The sequence below is a fragment of the Desertimonas flava genome (assembly GCF_003426815.1).
GTDB lineage: Bacteria > Actinomycetota > Acidimicrobiia > Acidimicrobiales > Ilumatobacteraceae > Desertimonas > Desertimonas flava.
The window spans coordinates 1-20226 of record NZ_QKYK01000014.1 but is presented as its reverse complement, the minus strand read 5'-3'; the positions used below and the strand labels follow the sequence as shown (position 1 = coordinate 20226).

At 70.8% G+C, this 20226-nt stretch carries 21 protein-coding genes; 18 read left to right on the top strand and 3 right to left on the bottom strand.

The annotated features are described in order from the left end of the window. Positions 1 to 53 precede the first annotated feature (53 nt). Together DN771_RS16430 and DN771_RS16425 are read left to right on the top strand one after the other, a co-directional pair. Positions 54 to 671, top strand: coding sequence for a LysE family transporter (locus tag DN771_RS16430; RefSeq protein ID WP_116998634.1), 618 nt, complete (start codon positions 54 to 56; stop codon positions 669 to 671). A gap of 22 nt (positions 672 to 693) precedes the next feature. Continuing rightward, positions 694 to 1314, top strand: coding sequence for an HAD family hydrolase (locus DN771_RS16425; protein ID WP_116998633.1), 621 nt, complete (start codon positions 694 to 696; stop codon positions 1312 to 1314). On the opposite strand, the gene pyrF is transcribed toward DN771_RS16425, so the two are convergent. Beyond that, the gene (gene pyrF / locus DN771_RS16420; protein WP_227462381.1) at positions 1315 to 2163 is read right to left on the bottom strand and encodes an orotidine-5'-phosphate decarboxylase; all 849 of its coding nucleotides are present in this window, start codon (positions 2161 to 2163) and stop codon (positions 1315 to 1317) included. An 8-nt stretch (positions 2164 to 2171) separates the two neighbouring features. Then, the gene (locus DN771_RS16415; RefSeq protein WP_116998632.1) at positions 2172 to 2585 is read right to left on the bottom strand and encodes a sunset domain-containing protein; all 414 of its coding nucleotides are present in this window, start codon (positions 2583 to 2585) and stop codon (positions 2172 to 2174) included. A 291-nt stretch (positions 2586 to 2876) separates the two neighbouring features. On the opposite strand from DN771_RS16415, the gene DN771_RS16410 reads away from it, so the two are divergent. Then, positions 2877 to 4157, top strand: a complete 1281-nt coding sequence (locus tag DN771_RS16410) for an HNH endonuclease (protein WP_116998631.1) — start codon at positions 2877 to 2879, stop codon at positions 4155 to 4157. 36 nt (positions 4158 to 4193) lie between these two features. On the opposite strand, the gene DN771_RS16405 is transcribed toward DN771_RS16410, so the two are convergent. After that, positions 4194 to 5093: an LLM class flavin-dependent oxidoreductase gene (locus DN771_RS16405; RefSeq protein ID WP_116998630.1), complete on the bottom strand. Its 900-nt coding sequence runs from the start codon at positions 5091 to 5093 to the stop codon at positions 4194 to 4196. Positions 5094 to 5318: 225 nt separating this feature from the next. On the opposite strand from DN771_RS16405, the gene urtA reads away from it, so the two are divergent. From urtA to DN771_RS16330, 15 genes are all read left to right on the top strand, one after another. Next, positions 5319 to 6638, top strand: a complete 1320-nt coding sequence (gene urtA / locus DN771_RS16400) for an urea ABC transporter substrate-binding protein (RefSeq protein ID WP_116998629.1) — start codon at positions 5319 to 5321, stop codon at positions 6636 to 6638. Between the two features lie 11 nt (positions 6639 to 6649). Continuing rightward, positions 6650 to 7549: an urea ABC transporter permease subunit UrtB gene (gene urtB, locus DN771_RS16395; RefSeq protein ID WP_116998628.1), complete on the top strand. Its 900-nt coding sequence runs from the start codon at positions 6650 to 6652 to the stop codon at positions 7547 to 7549. An 11-nt stretch (positions 7550 to 7560) separates the two neighbouring features. After that, positions 7561 to 8697 (top strand): urea ABC transporter permease subunit UrtC, encoded by a 1137-nt coding sequence (gene urtC, locus DN771_RS16390; RefSeq protein ID WP_162942027.1) that lies wholly within the window; start codon positions 7561 to 7563, stop codon positions 8695 to 8697. Continuing rightward, positions 8694 to 9497: an urea ABC transporter ATP-binding protein UrtD gene (urtD, locus tag DN771_RS16385; RefSeq protein ID WP_116998719.1), complete on the top strand. Its 804-nt coding sequence runs from the start codon at positions 8694 to 8696 to the stop codon at positions 9495 to 9497. Before urtC ends, urtD begins: the two co-directional genes overlap by 4 nt. Beyond that, positions 9494 to 10204, top strand: coding sequence for an urea ABC transporter ATP-binding subunit UrtE (gene urtE, locus DN771_RS16380; RefSeq protein ID WP_116998626.1), 711 nt, complete (start codon positions 9494 to 9496; stop codon positions 10202 to 10204). The genes urtD and urtE overlap by 4 nt, the downstream gene beginning before the upstream one ends. Positions 10205 to 10214: 10 nt before the next feature. Then, positions 10215 to 10517 (top strand): urease subunit gamma, encoded by a 303-nt coding sequence (locus tag DN771_RS16375; protein WP_116998625.1) that lies wholly within the window; start codon positions 10215 to 10217, stop codon positions 10515 to 10517. Next, positions 10514 to 10840, top strand: a complete 327-nt coding sequence (locus tag DN771_RS16370) for an urease subunit beta (protein WP_116998624.1) — start codon at positions 10514 to 10516, stop codon at positions 10838 to 10840. Before DN771_RS16375 ends, DN771_RS16370 begins: the two co-directional genes overlap by 4 nt. Then, positions 10837 to 12543: an urease subunit alpha gene (locus DN771_RS16365; protein ID WP_116998623.1), complete on the top strand. Its 1707-nt coding sequence runs from the start codon at positions 10837 to 10839 to the stop codon at positions 12541 to 12543. The genes DN771_RS16370 and DN771_RS16365 overlap by 4 nt, the downstream gene beginning before the upstream one ends. A gap of 138 nt (positions 12544 to 12681) precedes the next feature. Further along, entirely contained in the window at positions 12682 to 13362 is a 681-nt protein-coding gene (locus DN771_RS16360) for an urease accessory protein UreF (protein WP_227462380.1), read from the top strand. 29 nt (positions 13363 to 13391) lie between these two features. Next, positions 13392 to 14111, top strand: a complete 720-nt coding sequence (gene ureG, locus DN771_RS16355) for an urease accessory protein UreG (protein WP_116998622.1) — start codon at positions 13392 to 13394, stop codon at positions 14109 to 14111. A 22-nt stretch (positions 14112 to 14133) separates the two neighbouring features. After that, complete coding sequence (locus DN771_RS16350) at positions 14134 to 14859, top strand: urease accessory protein UreD (RefSeq protein ID WP_162942026.1); 726 nt, start codon at positions 14134 to 14136, stop codon at positions 14857 to 14859. 48 nt (positions 14860 to 14907) lie between these two features. Then, entirely contained in the window at positions 14908 to 16197 is a 1290-nt protein-coding gene (locus tag DN771_RS16345; protein ID WP_116998620.1) for an MFS transporter, read from the top strand. 117 nt (positions 16198 to 16314) lie between these two features. Continuing rightward, positions 16315 to 16683, top strand: a complete 369-nt coding sequence (gene mscL / locus DN771_RS16340) for a large conductance mechanosensitive channel protein MscL (RefSeq protein ID WP_116998619.1) — start codon at positions 16315 to 16317, stop codon at positions 16681 to 16683. 45 nt (positions 16684 to 16728) lie between these two features. Next, on the top strand, positions 16729 to 18354 hold the full coding sequence (locus tag DN771_RS16335; RefSeq protein WP_116998618.1) for an SGNH/GDSL hydrolase family protein: 1626 nt from the start codon (positions 16729 to 16731) through the stop codon (positions 18352 to 18354). Positions 18355 to 18487: 133 nt separating this feature from the next. Then, positions 18488 to 20104 (top strand): ABC-F family ATP-binding cassette domain-containing protein, encoded by a 1617-nt coding sequence (locus tag DN771_RS16330; RefSeq protein ID WP_205528622.1) that lies wholly within the window; start codon positions 18488 to 18490, stop codon positions 20102 to 20104. Positions 20105 to 20226: the final 122 nt, after the last annotated feature.

The following is a 20226-nucleotide window of genomic DNA, read 5'->3' as shown; positions in this document are numbered from 1 at the left end:
GCCGGGCGCCAGCAGACCACCGTCAGCGAGGAGCGACGACCCGCCACCGTGCGATGATCCGCGCCGTCCTGTCGGGCGCGGTCGCCGGCTACGGGGTCGCCGTGCCGGTCGGTGCCATCGGAGCGCTGATCGTCCTGACCGGCGCCCACCGTGGGCTCCGGGTCGGCGCGGCCGCCGCCGCGGGTGTCGCGGTCGTCGACGCGCTGTACGCCACCGTCGCCGTGCTGTTCGGCGCGATCCTCGCGTCCCGCATCGAACCGCTGCGAGTGCCGTTGCGGGCCATCGCCGCAGTCGTGCTCCTCGCCATCGGGGTCCGGCTCGTGGCCTCGGGCTGGAGGCAGACAGCGGCCGACCCGGCCGCCGTCGTCCCGCCGACCGCGCGGCGGGCCTTCCTCACCGTCGTCGCGCTCACCGCCGTCAACCCGGCGACGCTGCTCTACTTCACGGCGCTCATCGGCGGCTCGTCGATGAGCGAGATCGACCGGACGGCCGAGCGCCTGGCGTTCGCCGGCGCCGTGGGAGTGGCGTCGGTGAGCTGGCAGTTGGTGCTCGCCGCGGCCGGAGCGTCGGCCGGATCGGTGCTGACCGGGCCCGCCGGTCGGCGTTGGAGTGCCGTGGCCGGTGGTGCGGTGGTGACCGCCCTCGCCGTGAAGACGGTGGCCGGGGGGTGAGCGTGGCCGTACCCTCCGACACATGCCGTCTCCCGAGCCGTCTCGACGCGTCGATGCCGTGGTGTTCGATCTCGGCGGGGTCATCCTCGACCTCGCCGGGCTCAAGGCGTTCCTCCAACGCCACCGGCTCGACCTCGGCACCTTCTTCGCCAAGGCGCTCGGATCGGGAGCGCACTTCGACTTCGAACGGGGAGCGCTCGACACCGACTCCTACGTCGATGCCTTCCTGGCCGAGACCGGGGTCGTGCTCGATCGCGCCGAGTTCATCGCCGAGTTCGCGGCGTGGCCAGGCGACCTGCTTCCCGGCGCCGCGGAGCTGGTCGCCGAGGTCCGGGCGGCGGGCGTGACCACAGCGACGTTGTCGAACACCAACGTCATCCACTGGACGACGCCGTTCTGCGAGACGACGATCCTGCCGATGTTCGACCGGCACTTCCCGTCGTACCAGCTCGGCCTGGCCAAGCCCGACGAGGCGATCTTCCGGCGCGTGGTCGACGAGCTCGGCCTCGACGCCGGCCGCGTGGCCTTCTTCGACGACAACCTCGTCAACGCCGAGGCGGCTGCAGCCGTGGGGCTCGAGGCGCACCATGTGCAGGGCCCCGACGAGGCCCGGGCGGTGCTCGCCGAGCTCGGCGTGCTCTGATCAGGCGACCGGGGCGGCGTTGATCGCGTCGATGGTGCGCAGCGCGGCAGCACGTGCTGCGTCGGCGAAGTCCTCGCCGCTCGAGGCGTAGAGAACGTCACGAGACGTGCTCATCAGCAGCCCGGTGCCTGCTCCGGTGGACCCCGCGGCCACCGATGCGACGACGTCGCCTCCCTGGGCGCCGACGCCCGGCACGAGGATCGGGAGGTCCCCGGCGATGGCGCGAACGCTCCGCAGCTGCTCGGGCCACGTGGCGCCGACGACCAGGCCGCACTCGCCGTGCTGCGACCACCGTGTGGCGACCATCTCGGCGACCCGTTCGTAGAGCGGCCGGCCTCCCACGTCGAGATCCTGCAGCTCGCCGCTGCCCGGATTGCTCGTGCGGCAGATGGCGACCACGGCTCCCTGCTCGAGCATCGGCAGGGCGGCATCGGTACCAAGGTACGGGTTGTAGGTGACGGCATCGGCGCGATAGCGGCCGAAGGCCTCCCTGGCGTAGAACTCGGCAGTGGAGCCGATGTCGCCCCGCTTGGCATCGAGCAACACAGGAACGTCCGGGTAGTGCTCGCGGATGTGTGCGCACACCGCTTCGAGCGCGCCCTCGGCGCGGTGAGCGGAGAAGTGGGCGATCTGCGGCTTGAACGCGCACACGAGGTCGGCGGTGGCGTCGACGATGGCGATGCAGAACTTCTCGATCGCGTCGGGGGCGCCGTCGAGCGGGCGGGGGAGACGGGCCGGGTCGGGATCGAGCCCCACGCACAGCATCGATCCCGAGCGAACCCACGAAGTGGCGAGCTTGGCGTGGAACGTGCCGTTCATCGTGATGTCCTCCGTCACGTCGTCCGTCATGTCATCGGTCATGTCGTCTTGGAGGCACGGAAGCCGTCCGCTTCGGCCGCCTCCGTCGTGCGGTACCACCGGTCGGCGTTGGTCCGCTCGTACACACGACCACCCGGCACGTGGTAGATGCCCGAGCGGACGTTGACCTTGATCGGGAACCCGTCGGGCGCGGTGTGGCCGTCGCCGCCCTCGACCCAATCGGCGGCCGTCTCGCTCGTGGCGCTCTCCGTCGTGCGCACGCGGTTCAGCGTGACGACGGTGGCGGTGACGTCCTCGGTGACGGTGTCATCGGCGCCGGGCTCGGAACGGGCCTCGGCCCGACGAGGGCTCGGCGACGGTCCGCCCGACGGCGAGGGGCGGCCGGCGCCACCGGGTGGAGTCCCACCGCTGCCGCCGCCCGACGTGCCGAGCGCCTTGAACGCACCGGCCACGAGCGAGGCGAGGACGAGCGCGCGGCGCGCCCAGCGCAGGCGTCGTCTCCACGTCGCCAGCGTTGCCGTCGCCGACCGTCGACCTGATCCTCTTCGACCTGATCTGCGGGGGCGCCTTCCGACCATCTGGGCCAGGGTACCTGCTCGGCTCTCGGCGGGCCCGGAATCCCGGCTCCGCGGCGCGCTGACTGGGTCGTTCAACACTCTGATGGGTGGCAACAATTGTGCCGCAAACAAATAAATGTAAGAACAGGTGTTGTGTCCATGTTGATGGCGTGCTAGGGTCCGTGCATGGGGATCTGCGACACTCGGGAAGAGCGTGAGGCGCTCGCCGTTGCCGGACACCTCAATGCTGCCCATATCGAGCTCGTCGCTCTGGTTCGGCACCTCGAATCAACGGGAACATGGGCAGTCGATGGCGTCCGATCCGTCGAACATTGGCTCGGCTGGCAGCTCGGGCTCTCGTCGGCCGAAGCCGCCCGGGCGGTGCGCGTCGCCGCCGCGTTCGACACGCATCCCGTGCGGTGCGGCATGTTCACCGACGGACGCCTGTCGATCGCCCAGGCCGCGTTGGCCGTCACGGTCGACGCCACTCGCGACGCCGAACTGGCCGAGGTCGCGGCGCACTGCACCCTGTCGCAGCTGCGGGTCTTCGTGAAGGTGATGAAGCTCGCCGACACGCCGCGTCCGGCCGAGGATCCCGAACCGCGCCGCGAGTTCTTCGAATTCGGCACCGACACCGACGGCTGGCTGAACGGCCGATTCGGACTCGAGCCCGAACACGGTCAGCTCGTCAAGCACGCGCTCGAGCAATGCCGGGACGCGCTGTTCCACCAGCGGAGTGCCGACCCGCCGGCCGACCCCGTCACCGACCGCGAGGTGGTCGCCAACCCGAACACGCCTCCACGCGTCCGTTGGGTCGACGCCCTCGCCGAGATGGCCCGACGGGGCCTCGACGGCGAACCCTCCGAGCTGCGTCGTGACCGCTACCGCATCAACCTGTTCATCGACCTCGACACGATCATCGACGGTGTCGACGGTGTCGACGGAGGCGATGGGCCGTCCGCCTGCTGGATCACCCGCGACGGCGTGCCCGGCTGGCTGACCGAACGGGTCCTGTGCAACGGCAACGTCACCCCGACGTTCATCCGGGACAGCAAGCCGGTCTCGGTCGGCCGGACACAGCGGATCGTTCCCGAACGGACCCGCCGCCTGGTGCTGCACCGCGACGGGCACAAGTGCCGGGTCCCGTGGTGCAATCGCACGCGCTGGCTCGATGTGCACCACATCGTGCACTGGGCCGACGGCGGACCCACCGACACCTGGAACCTCGTCGGCGTCTGCGACCGCTGCCACACCGCGATCCACCAGGGGTACTTCACCATCGAGGGCAACGCCGACGATCCCATGGGGTTGACGTTCCGGGACCGCTTCAGACGCATCATCCCACTCCATCCCACGCCGCCCAAACCCGGGGCCCCACCGCCGCCGACCCCGGTGGAGTACCGCCATCCGTACGGCGAACGGCTCGACCATTCCGAGATCTGGGTGAACCCTTCACGCATCGCCTGACCCGACGCCACGCGCGTGTCGTGTCGCGGGCAAGGCTCAGGTCTCGAGGGGGAGGACCTCCGCGGCCGCGACGGTGAGATGGGTCTGCCAGGCGTCGACGGATGCCGGCTCCTTCATCGAGACGATCACGAACTTGGTCGTGCCGACGTCGACGAAGCGCTTGATCGCGGCGCGGACCGCATCCCAGCCGACGGGGATCAGGTCGGCCGGATCGTCGAGATCCGGACGCCGCTTGGCCAGGCCGGCGAGTACGGCGTCGGGCACCGAACCGAGCGTGTAGGGGATCAGCACGCCGTAGTGATCGTCATCGATCGACCGTCCGTGGTCGGCCGCTGTTTGCTCGATCACCGCCCGCCCCGCCTCGGCGTCGGCCGGGGTGACGAACGAGGGCAGCCAGCCGTCGGCGAGGCGCCCGACGCGGCGCAGCTCGGACGGAGCGAACCCGCCCAACCACACGTCCAGCCGCCGGGGGACCGGCTTGACCTGCAGGCCGTCGTAGTGGAATCGCACACCCTGGTGCACGACCGGTTCACCGCTCCAGCACTTGCGCATCACGGTCATCGCCTCGTCGAACCAGCCAGCCCGTTCGCCGCGGGTGACGCCGAACGCCTCGTGCTCGCGGCCGTCGGCGGCGCCGAGTCCGAACGCCGGCAACAGCCGCCCTCCCGACATCACCGACAACGTGGCCATCTCCTTGGCGAGCACGACCGGATTGCGGCCCGGCAGCACCATTACCGCCATGCCGAACTTGAGCCGGGAGGTGCGGCCGGCGGCGTAGGCCATCGCCACCACCGGGTCGGGCGCCTCCCCGGTGATCCGCTCGGACACCCAGAGGCTGTCGAAGCGCAGCTCCTCGATGGTGTCGACGACCTCTCCGAACTCGGGCCCGTTCAGCCACGTCCGCACCCCCAGCCCGACACCGACGCGCACCTTCATCGCGTCGACCGTAGTCGGGTCGATCTGCTGAGTTCGACACGAGTACTCACATCGTTACGGCGCGGATGTGCCGAGCGGCGTTCCGCCTTCTCGACTCACGGCGTTCACATGACGGCCATCGTCCGGCAACACCTCCTACCTACCGTCGGCGCCGGGCACCCGTGGTGATGGACGCCACGGCGAGAGATGACGACGGGGACCGTCGCATCAGAAATGAGGAAGCAGATGGCAGGACGGCGAACCCTGGCGCGACTGGTCGCGGCCGGGCTGGTGGCCTCGGCGGTGACCGCCGCGGCGGCGACGGCAACCAGCGTGTCGGCATCGTCGGAGGACCCGATCACGGTCGGCGTGCTCCACTCCCTGAGCGGCACGATGGCGATCAGCGAGGTCGCCGTGCGCGACAGCACGCTGCTCGCCATCGACGAGATCAACGCTGCCGGCGGCGTGCTCGGGCGGCAGATCGAAGCCGTGGTCGAAGACGGTGAGTCGAAGCCCGAGGTGTTCGCCGACAAGGTCCAGCAGCTCCTCTCCGACGACGGCGTGTCGGTCGTCTTCGGCGGGTGGACGTCGGCGAGCCGCAAGGCGATGAAGCCGGTGGTCGAAGGCCTCGGCGGCCTGCTGTTCTACCCGGTGCAGTACGAGGGCCTCGAGGTCTCACCGAACATCTTCTACACCGGCGCGACGACCAACCAGCAGATCGTCCCGGCGCTCGACTACCTCGTCGAGCAGGGTCTCACCAAGGTGTTCCTCGTCGGCTCGGACTACGTGTTCCCCCGCACGGCCAACGCCGAGATCAAGGCCTACGCCGAGGCCAACGGCCTGGAGATCGTCGGCGAGGAGTACCTGCAGCTCGGCGACACGAACGTCCAGACGGTCGTGCAGAAGGTGCTCGACGCCGAGCCGCAGGTGGTGTTCAACACGCTCAACGGCGACACCAACGTGGCGTTCTTCAAGGAGCTCAAGGCCAAGGGCAACACCCCCGACCAGATCCAGACGATCTCGGTGTCGGTGGCCGAGGAGGAAGTGGCCGGCATCGGCCTCGAGAACATCGAGGGCCATCTCGTGTCGTGGAACTACTACCAGACGACCGACAACCCGCGGAACGAGGAGTTCGTCGCCGCCTTCAAGGCCGCCTACGGCGAGGATCGGGTCACGTCCGACCCGGTGGAAGCCGGCTACAACTCCGTCTACATCTGGGCGGCCGCGGTCGAAGCGGCCGGGACCCTCGACGTGCCGGCGGTCATCGCCGCCGCCGCCGGTCTCGAGCTCGACACACCCGAGGGCCCGCTGACGGTCCACGCCTTCAACCATCACGTCTACAAGACGGCCCGTATCGGGGTCGTCAACTCCGAGGGTCTGATCGACGAGGTCTGGAACTCGGGTGAGCCCATCGAGCCGGATCCGTGCCTCGACACCTACGAGTGGGCCGCCGGCCTCGCCGACGGCGAGGCCCGGCAAGAGTGCGACGCCGCTGCTGCGGCGGCTCCCGCCGGGTCGGATGATCCGGCGGCCAGCGAGGCAGCACCGGCCACCACGGAGGGATAGGGCGAGCCGCCGTGGAGACCGTCCTCAACCAGTCGTTCATCGGGGTCAGCCAGGGATCGATCCTGCTGCTGATCGCCCTCGGTCTGGCGATCACGTTCGGCCAGATGGGCGTCATCAACATGGCCCACGGTGAACTGATCATGGCCGGCGCGTACACCCCGTACGTGTTGCAGGCCAAGGTCGGGTTGTTCGCCGGTCTCAGCGGTGTCGCCTACATGACGGCGTTCCCGGTGGCCTTCGTGGTCGCCGGGGCGCTCGGCCTCCTCGTCGAACGGCTGCTGCTCCGGCGCATGTACGGCCGGCCGCTCGACACGCTCCTCGTCACGTTCGGCGTGAGCCTCGTGCTCCAGCAGTTCGCCAAGGACCGATTCGGCGCTCAGCCCGTCGACGTCAAGGTCCCGACGTGGCTGCGGGGCAACGTGCACGTCGCCGGCGTGACGATGACCCACACCCGGCTGTTCATCATCGCCGTCTCGGCGGTGGTGATCGCCGGGGTGTGGGCCTACATGCACCGCCTCCCGCAGGGCCACCGGATGATGGCGGTGGTGCAGAACCGCCAGCTCGCCGCGGTCAGCGGCCTCGACACCGGGCGGGTGGATGCCACGACGTTCTTCATCGGGTCGGGCCTCGCCGGCGTCGCCGGCGTGACGATCGGCCTGGTCGGCTCGGTGGGCTTCACGATCGGGTCGAACTACATCGTCGACTCGTTCCTCGTGGTGATCGTCGGCGGCCTCGGCAAGCTGCGCGGCGCACTCGTCGCCGCCTTCGCCATCGGCCTCGCCAACAGCTATCTCGAATACGGCACGTCGGCCACGATGGGCAAGGCCCTCGTGTTCGCCCTCGTCATCGTGTTCCTCCAGGTCCGCCCCAACGGCCTGGTCACCCTTCGCACGAGAGGCCTGACGTCTTGACCACGACGGTGGTGACTGCGGCCGCCGAGCCTGCGTCGCGGCCGGTGTCACGGCTGCTTCCCGTCGTCGGCAGCGCGTGGGCGCGGCGGGCGGCGTTCGTCGCCTTCGCCGCCGTGATCTGGTTCCTGCCCGACCTGCTGCTCGACGGCTCGTCCGACATCCGGCTCTGGGCCGAGTTCCTCTGCTATGCCACGCTGGCCATCGGCGCCGACATCGCGTGGGGGTACGGCGGGATGCTCGTGCTCGGGCAGGGTGTGTTCTTCGGCATCGGCGCCTACTGCATGGCGATGTACCTGTCGTTGGCCAACATGCCCGACGGGTCCGAGCTGCCCAGCTTCATGTCGCTCTACAGCGACTTCGACACGCTGCCGTGGCTGTGGCGGCCGTTCGACAACCTCGCCGTGACGCTGTTCCTGGCCGTGGTCATCCCCGTGGCGATCGCCAGCGGCCTCGGATTGCTCGTCTTCACCCGACGTGTCCGTGGTCCCTACTTCGCCCTCCTCACGCAGGCGACGGCGCTCGTGTTCACGCTCATCCTCATCGGCAACCTGCCGCTGACCGCCGGCTTCAACGGGCTCACCGACTTCACCATCGTGTTCGGTCGCAACAAGTACGAGGACGGGACCAACCTGTGGCTGTACCGGGTCGCCGCCGGCGTGCTGTTCGCCGTGCTCGCCGGGGCCCTGATCCTCGTGCGCAGCCGCTTCGGCCGCCTGCTCGTCGCCGTGCGTGACGGCGAGGAACGCGTCCGGTTCCTCGGCTACAACCCGGCCGTCATCAAGACGATCGGCTTCGCCACGTCTGCCGGCATCGCCGGCATCGCCGGGGCGATGGCCGCGCCGATCATCGGCATCGTCGCCCCCAACCAGTTCGGCATCGTCCCGTCGATCCTCGTCGTGTGCTGGGTCGCCGTCGGCGGCCGCGGCACGCTGTGGGGCGCCGTCCTCGGCGCCCTCGCCGTCAACTGGCTGCGCGACACGGTGTCGAGCGCCCGGCCCGACGACTGGCAGTACGTCCAGGGCGGACTCTTCATCGTCGTGCTGGCGTTCGCCCCCGGCGGCCTCGTCGGCATCGTCAGATCGGTCCGGACGAGGATCGTCGCGTGGCGCTCGACATCGGCGTCGGCTCCCGCGGGGGTGGAGTCGTGAGCGCCCTCCTGCACATCGACGGCGTCTCGGTGACGTTCGACGGCTTCCGGGCGATCGATCACGTCGACCTCTCGGTCGACGACGGCGAACTGCGCTTCCTCATCGGCCCCAACGGGGCCGGAAAGACCACGCTCGTCGACGTCGTCACCGGGCTCGCCCGGCCGAGCGCGGGGCGCGTCCTGTTCGACGGGTGCGACATCACCGGGCTTCGCGACTTCCGGCGCGTGCAGCTCGGCATCGGGCGCAGCTTCCAGACGCCGACGGTGTTCGACGCCCTCAGCGTCGTCGACAACCTCGATCTCGCCGCCTCGTTCCGTCGCCCGATCCCCGCCTTGCTGCGTCGCCGCCGCGGCGTGTCGTCGCTCGTCCAGGACACGATCGATCGGGTCGGGCTGGCCGCCGCCGCCGACCGGCCGGCGGCCGTGCTCAGCCACGGGCAGAAGCAGTGGCTGGAGATCGGCATGCTCCTCGTCCAGCAGCCCCGGCTGCTGCTGCTCGACGAGCCGGTGGCCGGCATGAGCGTGGAGGAACGCGAGGCGACCGGGCAGCTGCTCCGCGATCTCGCCGGCGATCACACGATCGTCGTGATCGAACACGACATGGCGTTCCTGCGGCGCTGGGCCCACACCGTCACCGTGCTGCACGAGGGCAAGGTCCTCGCCGAGGGCTCTGTGGCCGAGGTCCAGGCCGATCCCGTGGTGCGCGAGGTCTACCTCGGCCGGGCCCGTGACGAGCGCTCCGGCGCCGTCGCCGTGCCGGACGGCTCCACCGTCCCGCTCGATGTGGAGGGCGTCGCGTGAAGCTGGAGATCGACGGCCTCACCGTCGCCTACGGACGCACCCAGGTGCTGTTCGGCGTGGATCTCCACGTGCCGAGCGGCGCCCTCGTGTGCGTCATGGGTCGCAACGGCGTCGGCAAGACCACGCTGCTCAACGCCGTCACCGGGCTGCTGCCCATACGCTCCGGTCAGGTGCGCCTCGACGGCACCGAGATCGGCCGGATGTCACCGTTCAAGCGGGCCCGCGCCGGCATCGGCTACGTGCCCCAGGGCCATCCGGTGTTCCCGCACCTCACGGCCCGGCAGAACCTCGAGGTCGTTGCCAAGGCGGCGGGCAGCCGGGCCGGCGGGAGCGTCGACGAGCGCGTCGACGAGGTGCTCGAGATCTTCCCCGCCCTCCGGCGGCTCCTCGGCCGGCCGGCCGGCCTCCTCAGCGGCGGCCAGGCGCAACAGCTGGCCATCGCCCGCACCCTGACGACGCGCCCTGGCCTGCTCATCCTCGACGAGCCCACCGAGGGCATCCAGCCGTCGATCATCATGGAGATCGAGGACGCCATCGCCCGCCTGCACGCCACGACGGGCATGACGATCGTGCTCGTCGAGCAGTACGTTGAGTTCGCCATGCGACTCGCCGACGACTACGCCGTGATGGAGGGCGGGACCATCGTGGCCGCCGGCTCCACCGCCGATGCGGACGCCGAGGCCCTGACCGGCCTCCTCGCCATATGAGTGCGTCGCGATGAGGCTGACAGCCCGCGAACAGGAGCGGTTGATGGTCTCGCTCGCCGCCATGGTCGCACGCGACCGCAAGGCGCGTGGCGCCGTGCTCAACCTGCCCGAAGCGACGGCGCTCATCAGCTCGTTCGTGCTGGAAGGCGCCCGTGACGGCCGCACCGTCGCCGACCTGATGGCGGCCGGCCGGCACGTCCTCACCCGCGACGACGTGATGGACGGCGTCCCCGAACTGCTCCCCGAGGTCCAGGTGGAAGCCACGTTCCCCGACGGCACCAAGCTCGTCACCATCCACGAGCCGATTCAATGAAGCCAGGGGAGATCTTGTTCGGGGAGGGGGACGTCGAGTTGTTCGGCGGGCGGGAGATGGTCGAGGTGGAGGTCGTCAACGCGGGGGACCGGCCGATCCAGGTGGGGTCGCACTTTCACTTCGCCGAGACCAACCCGTCGCTCAGGTTCGACCGTGCCGCGGCGCGCGGGTTCCGGCTCGCCATCCCGGCCGGCACGTCGGTGCGCTTCGAGCCCGGCATCGACCAGACGGTCACACTCGTCGCCATCGCCGGCGACCGCATCGTGCCGGGACTTCGGGGCGAGACCGCGGGTCCGCTCGACTCTCCAGCGGCCGGCCGATGAGGATCGAACGCGCCCGCTACGCCGCCCTGTTCGGGCCCACCGCAGGCGACCGCATCCGCCTCGCCGACACCGACCTGCTCGTCGAGGTCGAGCGCGATCTGGCGGGCGTCGGCGACGAGGCGGTCTTCGGCGGCGGCAAGGTCATCCGCGAATCGATGGGTCAAGGCCGCGCCACGAGGGCCGAGGGCAGCCCCGACCTGGTCATCACGGGCGCCGTGATCCTCGACCACTGGGGCGTCGTCAAGGCCGACATCGGCATCCGGGACGGGCGCATCGTCGGCATCGGCAAGGCCGGCAATCCCGACACGATGGACGGCGTCGACCCGGCCCTGGTGATCGGCCCGTCCACCGAGGTGCTCGCCGGCAACGGGCGCATCGTCACCGCCGGCGCCATCGACAGCCACGTGCACTTCATCGCCCCGCAGCAGATCGACGAGGCGCTCGCCGCCGGTACCACCACCCTCATCGGCGGGGGCACGGGCCCGGCCGAGGGCACCAAGGCCACCAGCCTCACCCCCGGTGCGTGGAACCTCGCCCGCATGTTCGAGGCGCTCGACGGCCAGCCCGTCAACGTCGCCCTGCTCGGCAAGGGCAACACGACGTCGCTCGACGGCCTGCGCGAGCAACTCGCCGCCGGCGCGTCGGGGTTCAAGCTCCACGAGGACTGGGGCACCACGCCGGCGGCGATCGACGCCTGCCTCCGCATCGCCGACGAGCAGGGCGTGCAGGTGTCGATCCACACCGACACGCTCAACGAGGCCGGCTACGTGGAATCGACGCTCGCCGCCATCGCCGGGCGGACGATCCACACGTACCACACCGAGGGGGCGGGCGGCGGCCACGCTCCCGACATCATCACGGTCTGCTCGCACCCCAACGTGCTGCCGTCGTCCACCAACCCGACGCGCCCGCACACGGTGAACACGCTCGACGAGCACCTCGACATGCTGATGGTCTGTCACCATCTCAACCCGCAGATCGCCGAGGACCTGGCGTTCGCCGAGAGCCGCATTCGCCCGTCCACCATCGCCGCCGAGGACATCCTCCACGACATGGGGGCGATCTCGATGATCGGCTCCGACAGCCAGGCGATGGGCCGTGTCGGCGAGATCGTCATCCGCACGTGGCAGACCGCCCACGTGATGAAGGTGCGGCGTGGCTCGCTGCCCGGCGACGGGCCGGCCGACAACCACCGGGCCCGGCGTTACGTCGCCAAGTACACGATCTGCCCGGCCGTGGCCCACGGACTCGACCACGAGATCGGTTCGGTCGAGGTGGGCAAGCTGGCCGACCTCGTCCTGTGGGAGCCGGCGTTCTTCGGTGTGCGGCCGCACGTGGTGCTCAAGGGCGGCTTCATCGCCTGGGCCCAGATGGGCGACGCCAACGCCTCGATCCCCACGCCCCAGCCCGTGTACCCGCGGCCGATGTTCGGTGCCGCGCCGCGTGCCGCGGCGGCCACCAGCGTGAACTTCGTCGCCCCGCTCGCCGTCGACGACGGCAGCCTCGACCGGCTCGGCCTCGCCAAGCGAGCGGTCGCCGTGACCGACTGCCGCCGGCTCACCAAGGACGACCTGCCCAACAACGACGCCCGCCCCGACGTGCGCGTCGCCCCCGACACGTTCGCCGTCACCATCGACGGCGAGCTCGTCACCGAAGCCCCGGCCACCGAGCTCCCCATGGCCCAGCGCTATTTCCTCTTCTGATGCGTTCCCTACAGGCGGGTCGCCGAGGCTCAGTGGCCACGCAGGCCGGCGCGCCGGCACCCTCCGCTGGCGCTCCGGGCGCCTACCCGTTCGAACCTCGGGACGCTCGCTTCGCTCGCTGTCCTCCGGAGTCTCGTCGTGATTGACTCGCTGCTGGGTTTGCTGTTGCTGGGCGACGGGAGGTTCCCCGCGGGCGGGCACGCGCACTCGGCGGGGGTCGAGGCGGCGATCGCCGACGGGCGGGTGACCGACGAGGCATCGCTCGAGGCGTTCGTGGCGGCGCGCCTGGCCACGGTGGGGCTCGTCGACGCGGCGATCGCCGCCGCCACGCTGACCGGTCCGCTCGACCTCGACGCGCTCCGCGCCGTGGACGCGGAGGCCGACGCCCGCATCCTCGTGCCCGCGCTGCGGCGCTCGTCGCGGCGACTGGGCCGCCAGCTCGCCCGGGCCTCCGGACGCTGCTGGCCGGACGCCGTGTTCGTCACGCTCGCCGAGGCGTGCCCCGACGGCGCCCACCAGAGCGTGGCGATCGGCTGTGCCGGCTCGGTGATCGGCGCCTCGGCGGACCAGATCGCCGCCCTCGCCCTGCATCACGCGGCCACGACGCCGGCCCAGGCCGGCGTGCGCCTGCTCGGACTCGACCCCGTGGGTGTGGCGGCGATCGTCGCCCGCCTCGCCCCGCTGTCGGCCGCCCTGGCCGCCGACGCCGTCGCCGCCGCCCGCGGTCCGCTGACCGGCCTGCCGGCGTCGTCGTCGCCAATGGTCGACATCGCCGCGACCGCCCACGCCGCGTGGGAGACGCGGCACTTCGCCACCTGAACGCACAGAGCAGCAGAAAGAGAAACACCATGGGAGCGCATCACGGACCAGACCACCCCCACCGGCACCCGCCGGAGGGTGCCGCCTTGCGGGTCGGCATCGCCGGTCCGGTCGGCAGCGGCAAGACCGAGCTCGTCGCCTGCCTGTGCCGGGCGCTCTCCGACCTCGACGTGGTCGTGGTGACGAACGACATCTTCACGCGCGAGGACGCCGAGATCCTCCACCGGCGCGCCGTGCTCGAACCCGAGCGCATCGTCGCCGTGCAGACCGGCTGCTGCCCGCACACGGCGATCCGCGACGACATCAGTGAGAATGTCGAGGTCGTCGAGGAGCTCGAGCGGCGGTTCTCGCCCGACGTCGTGCTCGTCGAGTCCGGTGGTGACAACCTCACGGCGTGCTTCAGCCGGGCGCTCGTCGACGTGCAGATCTTCGTCATCGACGTCGCCGGCGGCGACAAGGTGCCGCGCAAGGGCGGCCCCGGCATCGAGACCTCCGACCTGTTGGTGATCAACAAGAGCGACCTCGCGCCGCACGTCGGGGCCGACCTCGAAGTGATGGCCGCCGACGCCGCGGCCAAGCGCGGCCAGCTCCCGTTCGTCATCACGTCCCTGCGCGACCAGCCCGACGCCGCCGCTGTGGCGGCCTTCATCCGCAGCCGCCTGCGCTCGTGGCCCGCCGATGCCCACGAGTACGAGCACGACGACCACGAGCATCGCGACCACGACGGTGCCGGTTCCCTGGCCCGCTGAGCGGCAGGGGAGCGCGTCGTCGATGGAGGCCCGATCCCGCATCGTCGTCGAGTCGATCGCGGGGCGGCTGCGCGTCGCCGAGCTGCGCTCCGAGCCGCCGCTGACGCTGCGGCGGACCGGGCCCGCCGAGATCTCGATCGTCGGCAGCGCCGCCGCCCCGCTGGGTGGGGACCGGCTCGCCCTCGACGTGGTGGTCGGCGCCGGCGCGTCGCTCGTCGTCCGCAGCGTTGCCGCCTCGTTGGCCTATCCGGGCGTGAGCGGGGACGAGTCGACCCTCGACGTCAGCGTCACCGTGGGACCGGGAGCCGCCCTCGACTGGGCCCCCCAGCCGACGGTGGCCGTCACCGGCTGCCGCCACCACGCACGGTCCTCGATCGCGCTGGCCGACGAGTCCTCGCGGCTGCGCTGGTGCGACGTCATGGTGCGGGGCCGATCGGGCGAACGGTCCGGGGCGATGCGACAGCGCCTCGACGTGGACCGGGCGGGCCGGCCGTTGCTCCGCAACGAGGTCGCGATCGGCGGTAACGCCGGGATCGATGACGCGTCGTTCGGTGACCACCGCGTCATCGCCGGGGCGGTGCGGGTCGGTGAGCAGGCCGGCGCTGCCGCGGCGGGAACCGACGGTCTGGTCGCCTGGGCCTGCCATCCGCTGGCGCCGGACGCCGGCGCGTGGACGGTCCTTGGCCGCAACCTGGCCGGAGTCCGTGCCGCGCTGGATCGGGCGGAGGCCGCCACCCGCAAGGGCTGACACAACGGATGGCGGGCGTCGAGCGGTGGCGCCGTACGCTCGTCGCCGATGCCGCCCGCGCCACCCGCCCGACCGCCGTCGGCGCTCGACGTTCTGCGGGACCGCTCGGCCGGCCGCTACCTGCTCGGGTCGACGATGTCGGGAGTGGCGATGTTCCTCCAGGCCGCCGCTCTCGGCAAGCACGTCTACGACATCACCGACAGCGAGTTCCTCCTCGGCATGCTCGGCCTCGTCGAGTTCGCCCCGGCGTTCCTCCTGCTGCCGGTCACCGGCTCGGTCGCCGACCGCTTCGATCGGCGCCGCGTGGCGGCCATCGGCTTGTCGGTCGAGGCGATCACGGCGATCGCCTTCGTCCTCTATGCCCTCACCGATCCGACGAGCGCGGGGCCGATGTTCCTCATCGCCGCCGTCTTCGGCACGGCCAGGGCGTTCGTGTCGCCGTCCAACCGGGCGATCCCGCCCCTCGTCGCCCCCGACGGCGGTCTCGCCCGTGTGATGGCGGTGTACGCGGCCACCTGGCAGATCGGGCTCATCGCCGGCCCGGCGAGCAGCGGGCTGCTGTACGACGTGTCGCCGGCCCTGCCCTACGGGGCGGCGGCCGCCTTCTTCCTCCTCGCCGCGATCACGATCGGCACGGTCCGAACTCGCCGTCCGCAGATCCGGACGTCGGCCGACGTCCAGCCGTCGTTCCACCACGCCCTCGAGGGGCTGCGTTTCATCCGCGGACGGCCGGTGCTCTTCGGCGCCATCGCCCTCGACATGTTCGCCGTGCTGTTCGGTGGTGCCGTCGCCCTGTTGCCGGCGATCGCCGAGGACCGCCTCGGCGCCGGCAACGTCGGTTACGGCTGGCTGCGCGCCGCGCCCGGGATCGGCGCCGTGGTGTTTGCCGCCGCCATGGCGATCCGCCCGATCCGCCGGCGCGTCGGCCGCGCCCTGCTGATCGTCGTCGCCGTGTTCGGTGCCGCGACGGTGGTGCTCGGGCTCACGCGCAACTACGCGATCGCCTTCCTCGCCCTCGTCGTGCTCGCCGGTGCCGACGCCATCAGCGTCTTCATCCGCACGACGATCGTCCCGCTGGCGACACCGGACGACATGCGCGGCCGGGTGTCGGCGGTGGAGAACGTCTTCGTGGGTGCGTCCAACGAGGTGGGCGCGTTCGAGAGCGGCGTCGCCAGCTCGCTCCTCGGCGTCGGCCCCGCCGTCGTGCTGGGCGGTGTGGTCACGATGGGCGTCGTGGCGGTGTGGTCCGTGGCGTTCCCGGCGTTGCGCGACATCGACCGCTTCGAGGACGTCGACGTCGGTCACGTCCGGCCCATTCCGGTGCCCGCCGACGGGTAGCCGCAGGGGCGCCAGATCCGCGAGTGGGTCACCGGCGGTGTGATTCACTGGATCTCGGCCCGGAGGCTTCCGGGTCCACGTGCTGCGCCATCCTGCGCCAGACAAGGAGGACCGGTCATGCTCCAGGAGTTCAAGGACTTCATCAACAAGGGCAACGTCATCACCATCGCCGTCGGCTTGGTGATGGCCCTCTACTTCCAAGAGATCGTCAACGCCGTCCTCGACGGGGTGATCAACCCCATCATCGCCGCCATCTTCGGCAAGTCGAACTTCACCGAGATCGGCTTCGACATCGGCGACGCCCGCATCTCGATCGGGCTGGTCATCGACGCGTTGATCAAGTTCGTCCTCGTCGCCTTCTTCCTGTTCCTCATCGTCAAGGCCTACAACAAGTACGTGGCCAAGCCCGAGGAGGAAGTGACCGCGGAGACCGAGCTGTCACTGCTCAGCCAGATCCGCGATCTGCTGGCCCAGCGTCAGAACTGACGACACAGCACGGAGGCGGAACGCTAGGTTCGTCGGCGATCCGCCATGATACGACTTCGACGCCTTCCCTCCTTCGCCGCGCTCGTCCTCACGGCCGGGGTCGTCGTCGCCGGTTGCGGCAACGACGACCCAGGCTCGACGGTCGAGGCCAGCCCCACCGTCGCCAACGTCGGCAACCTGCCTGACACCAGCGGCGCCGTGGCCTCCGGCGCCGCAGCAGCGGCGCCGGCCGTCGTGGAGCTGCCCGGCGGGACACTGCCGCCCGGCGACACCGAGGCGCCGGACACGGCCGCGGCCACCGAGCCGGTCGCCGAGACCGAGGGCGCCGAGCCGACTGCCGCCGGATCGTCCGTCGAGTCGTCGGTCCCGGTGACCGCCGTCGTCGTCGACCCGTGCGCCGTCGAGGGCTCCGTTCCCGCGTCCACGGTCAGCGAGTCGACCGTCCCGGAGTCGACCGTCCCGGAGTCATCCGTTCCCGAGTCGACATCGACCGAGTCGACGTTGACCGAGCCGACGTTGCCGGAGTCGACGTTGCCGGAGTCGACGTTGCCGGAGTCCTCGGCCCCCGACTGCGCGCCTGCCACCACCGACACCGGCGCGTCCGCCACCGAGGTGTCGACGCCCGGGACCGAGGCGGCCGGCACCGACGTGTCGGGGTCGGCGGCGAGCGAAGCGGCAACCGACGAGACGGCGACCGACGAGACCGGCGGTTCCGACGCCGCCCGACCGAACGCCCTGGCGTCGGCGCGTGACCGCTGGGAGGCGTTCGCCGCCGACGCCGACCCCGAGACCTTCGCCGGGGGCGCCGACACGGCCGATCTCGTCGACGACAACCGTGTGCTGATGATCGGCGACTCGATCATGGCGTCGACGTCGTCGCGGTACGGCGGCGAGGCCTGCCGCCAGCTCGAGCCGGCGGGCTGGGCCGTCGAGGTCAACGCCGAGACGGGACGGTTCATCGACTTCGGCATGCGCGTGCTCGACGACCGCCTCGACGCCGGCTTCGACGTCGCCGTGGTGATGCTCGGCAACAACTACGGCGCCAACCCCGACGTGTTCGAGGACGGCCTGCGCGACATCGTCGACGAGCTGATCGACAGCGATCCCGGCATGCCGATCATCCTCTACACCGTCACCATGTACCGGCCCGACCGGGCCGAGGTGAACGACATCGTCTACGAGGTCGCCGCCGAGCACGACAACATCCGGGTGATCGACTGGGAGACCGAGACCAGCGAGGACCCGAGCCTCGTCGGCGGCGACGGCCTGCACCTCAGTGACTCGGGCCGGGCGCGGATGATCGAGCTGCTCGCCGAGGAGCTGGGTGACGCTCCCGATGGCAGCACCGGCGACTGCCTCGGCTCCGACTTCACCGACGACTCGGCCACGAGCGGCACCGGCACCACGCTTCCGGGCCAGGCGCCGTACACCAACCCACCGCAGTGGACCAACCCGCCGCAGAACACCCGGCCGCAGCCGACCAACCCGCCGCAGACGCAAGCGCCCCAGCCCACCGAGCCGCAGCCGGAGCCGACGAACCCTCCGGCGACGAACCCTCCGGCGACGAACCCGCCGCCGACGAATCCTCCCCAGACCAACCCTCCGCCGACGAACCCGACCGACCCGCCGCCTCCGCCGCCCCCGCCGCCTGATGAAGGTGGCGACGGCTGACCGTTCACACATCCGAGTACTGAAGGGCGCCCGAGTACCGGGGGACCAGTATCGGGGCCCTCGGCACTCGGATGAGACAACGGCGACCGGTAACCCGGTTGGAACCGGTCGTTCGAGCGGCCAACCTTGACGGGTGCTTCAGGCCCAGGGACTCTCGGTGATGGTCGGCGGCCGGCTCGTGGTCGAGTCGGTCGACTTCACCGTCATGCCCAAGGACAAGGTGGGCCTCGTCGGTCGCAACGGCGCCGGCAAGACCAGCCTCTTCAAGGTGCTCGGGGGCCAGGCCGAGCCGTTCGCCGGGCGGGTCATCCGCAAGGGGAACTTCGGCTACCTGCCCCAGGACCCCCGGATGGGGCCCGACGCCGATGCCCGCACCGGCGTGTGCCACGTGTTGTCGGGCCGCGGCATCGACGAGGCGATGACGCGCATCGAGAAGCTGCGCATCGCCATGGAGGAGAACCCCGACGAGCGGGCGATCCGCCGCTACACCCGGGCCGAGGAGGAGTTCCAGGCGAGTGGCGGGTACGCCGCCGAGAGCGAGGCCCGGGCCATCGCCGCCGGCCTGGGTCTCGACGCGTCCCGGCTCAACGGCCCCATCGGCGTGCTGTCGGGCGGCGAGCGGCGCCGTGTCGAGATCGCCCGCATCCTCTTCGCCGGCAGCGACGTGCTGTGCCTCGACGAGCCCACCAACCACCTCGACGTCGACGCCAAGGAGTGGCTGCTCGGTTTCCTGCGCCAGTATCGCGGCGCCCTGCTCGTGATCAGCCACGACCTCGAGCTGCTCGACGAGGCGATCACCCGCGTGCTGCACCTCGACCGTCCGGCCGAGGACGCCACCGGGCACATCGTCGAGTACCGCGGGACGTACTCCCAGTACGTGCGGGGGCGTCGCGAGGACGAGGAGCGCCAGGCGAAGATGGCCGCCCGCCAGTCGAAGGAGATCAACCGCTTGCAGACGGTGGTCGATCGCTTCGGCGCCAAGGCCACCAAGGCGGCGATGGCCCACAGCATCGAGAAGCGCATCGCCCGGCTCGAGGCCGGTCGCGTCGACGCGCCCAAGCACACCAAGACGCTGCGTGTGAAGTTCCCGCCGCCACCGGCCGCGGGCAAGACCGTCATCGAGGCCGTCGGCCTCTGCAAGGCCTACGGCGGCCCGCCGATCTTCGAGGACGTGGCGTTCGACCTCGGCCGGGGCGAACGGCTGCTCGTGCTCGGCCTCAACGGTGCCGGCAAGACGTCGCTGCTGCGCATCCTCGCCGGGGAGACCGACGCCAATCTCGGGACGTTCACGTTCGGCCACAACGTCACCGCCGGCTACTACGCCCAGGAGCACGACAACCTGCGTGGCGACCGCTCGCTGCTCGACAACATCCGCGCCGAGGTGCCGCCGGGCGTCGTGCTCACCGAGACCGAGCTGCGCGGCATGATGGGCATGTTCGGGCTGTCGGGCGAGAAGGTCTTCCAGGAAGCCGGCACGCTGTCGGGCGGGGAGAAGACCAAGCTGGCGCTGTCGATGCTGATGGTCGGGCGCAACAACCTGCTGCTGCTCGACGAGCCGACGAACAACCTCGACCCGGCGAGCCGCGAGTCGGTCGCCGACGCCCTCAGCGACTGGCCCGGGGCGATCATCTTCGTCAGCCACGACACCGAGTTCGTCGAGCGGCTGGCGCCGACCAAGGTCCTCCTGCTGCCCGACGGCGAGCTCGACTACTTCAACGCCGGCTGGCTCGACCTCGTCGCCCTGGCGTGACCGGGTAACAGATGGTGCCTGCCTGCCCGCCAGCGGTGAGTGCAACACCTTGAGCCTTGGAGGTGTTGGTGATGGCACGGAGTCGTGTTCCTGATCGGGTTCGCCGGTTGATGGTGCTGACG

What these genes read in the sequence shown, in the direction of transcription:
- DN771_RS16430 (WP_116998634.1), top strand. Translation starts at nt 54, where the DNA reads ATGATCCGCGCCGTCCTGTCGGGCGCGGTCGCCGGCTACGGGGTCGCC.
- DN771_RS16425 (WP_116998633.1), top strand. Translation starts at nt 694, where the DNA reads ATGCCGTCTCCCGAGCCGTCTCGACGCGTCGATGCCGTGGTGTTCGAT.
- pyrF (WP_227462381.1), bottom strand. Translation starts at nt 2,163, where the DNA reads ATGACGGACGACGTGACGGAGGACATCACGATGAACGGCACGTTCCAC.
- DN771_RS16410 (WP_116998631.1), top strand. Translation starts at nt 2,877, where the DNA reads ATGGGGATCTGCGACACTCGGGAAGAGCGTGAGGCGCTCGCCGTTGCC.
- DN771_RS16405 (WP_116998630.1), bottom strand. Translation starts at nt 5,093, where the DNA reads ATGAAGGTGCGCGTCGGTGTCGGGCTGGGGGTGCGGACGTGGCTGAAC.
- urtA (WP_116998629.1), top strand. Translation starts at nt 5,319, where the DNA reads ATGGCAGGACGGCGAACCCTGGCGCGACTGGTCGCGGCCGGGCTGGTG.
- DN771_RS16375 (WP_116998625.1), top strand. Translation starts at nt 10,215, where the DNA reads ATGAGGCTGACAGCCCGCGAACAGGAGCGGTTGATGGTCTCGCTCGCC.
- DN771_RS16370 (WP_116998624.1), top strand. Translation starts at nt 10,514, where the DNA reads ATGAAGCCAGGGGAGATCTTGTTCGGGGAGGGGGACGTCGAGTTGTTC.
- DN771_RS16365 (WP_116998623.1), top strand. Translation starts at nt 10,837, where the DNA reads ATGAGGATCGAACGCGCCCGCTACGCCGCCCTGTTCGGGCCCACCGCA.
- ureG (WP_116998622.1), top strand. Translation starts at nt 13,392, where the DNA reads ATGGGAGCGCATCACGGACCAGACCACCCCCACCGGCACCCGCCGGAG.
- DN771_RS16350 (WP_162942026.1), top strand. Translation starts at nt 14,134, where the DNA reads ATGGAGGCCCGATCCCGCATCGTCGTCGAGTCGATCGCGGGGCGGCTG.
- DN771_RS16345 (WP_116998620.1), top strand. Translation starts at nt 14,908, where the DNA reads ATGCCGCCCGCGCCACCCGCCCGACCGCCGTCGGCGCTCGACGTTCTG.
- mscL (WP_116998619.1), top strand. Translation starts at nt 16,315, where the DNA reads ATGCTCCAGGAGTTCAAGGACTTCATCAACAAGGGCAACGTCATCACC.
- DN771_RS16335 (WP_116998618.1), top strand. Translation starts at nt 16,729, where the DNA reads ATGATACGACTTCGACGCCTTCCCTCCTTCGCCGCGCTCGTCCTCACG.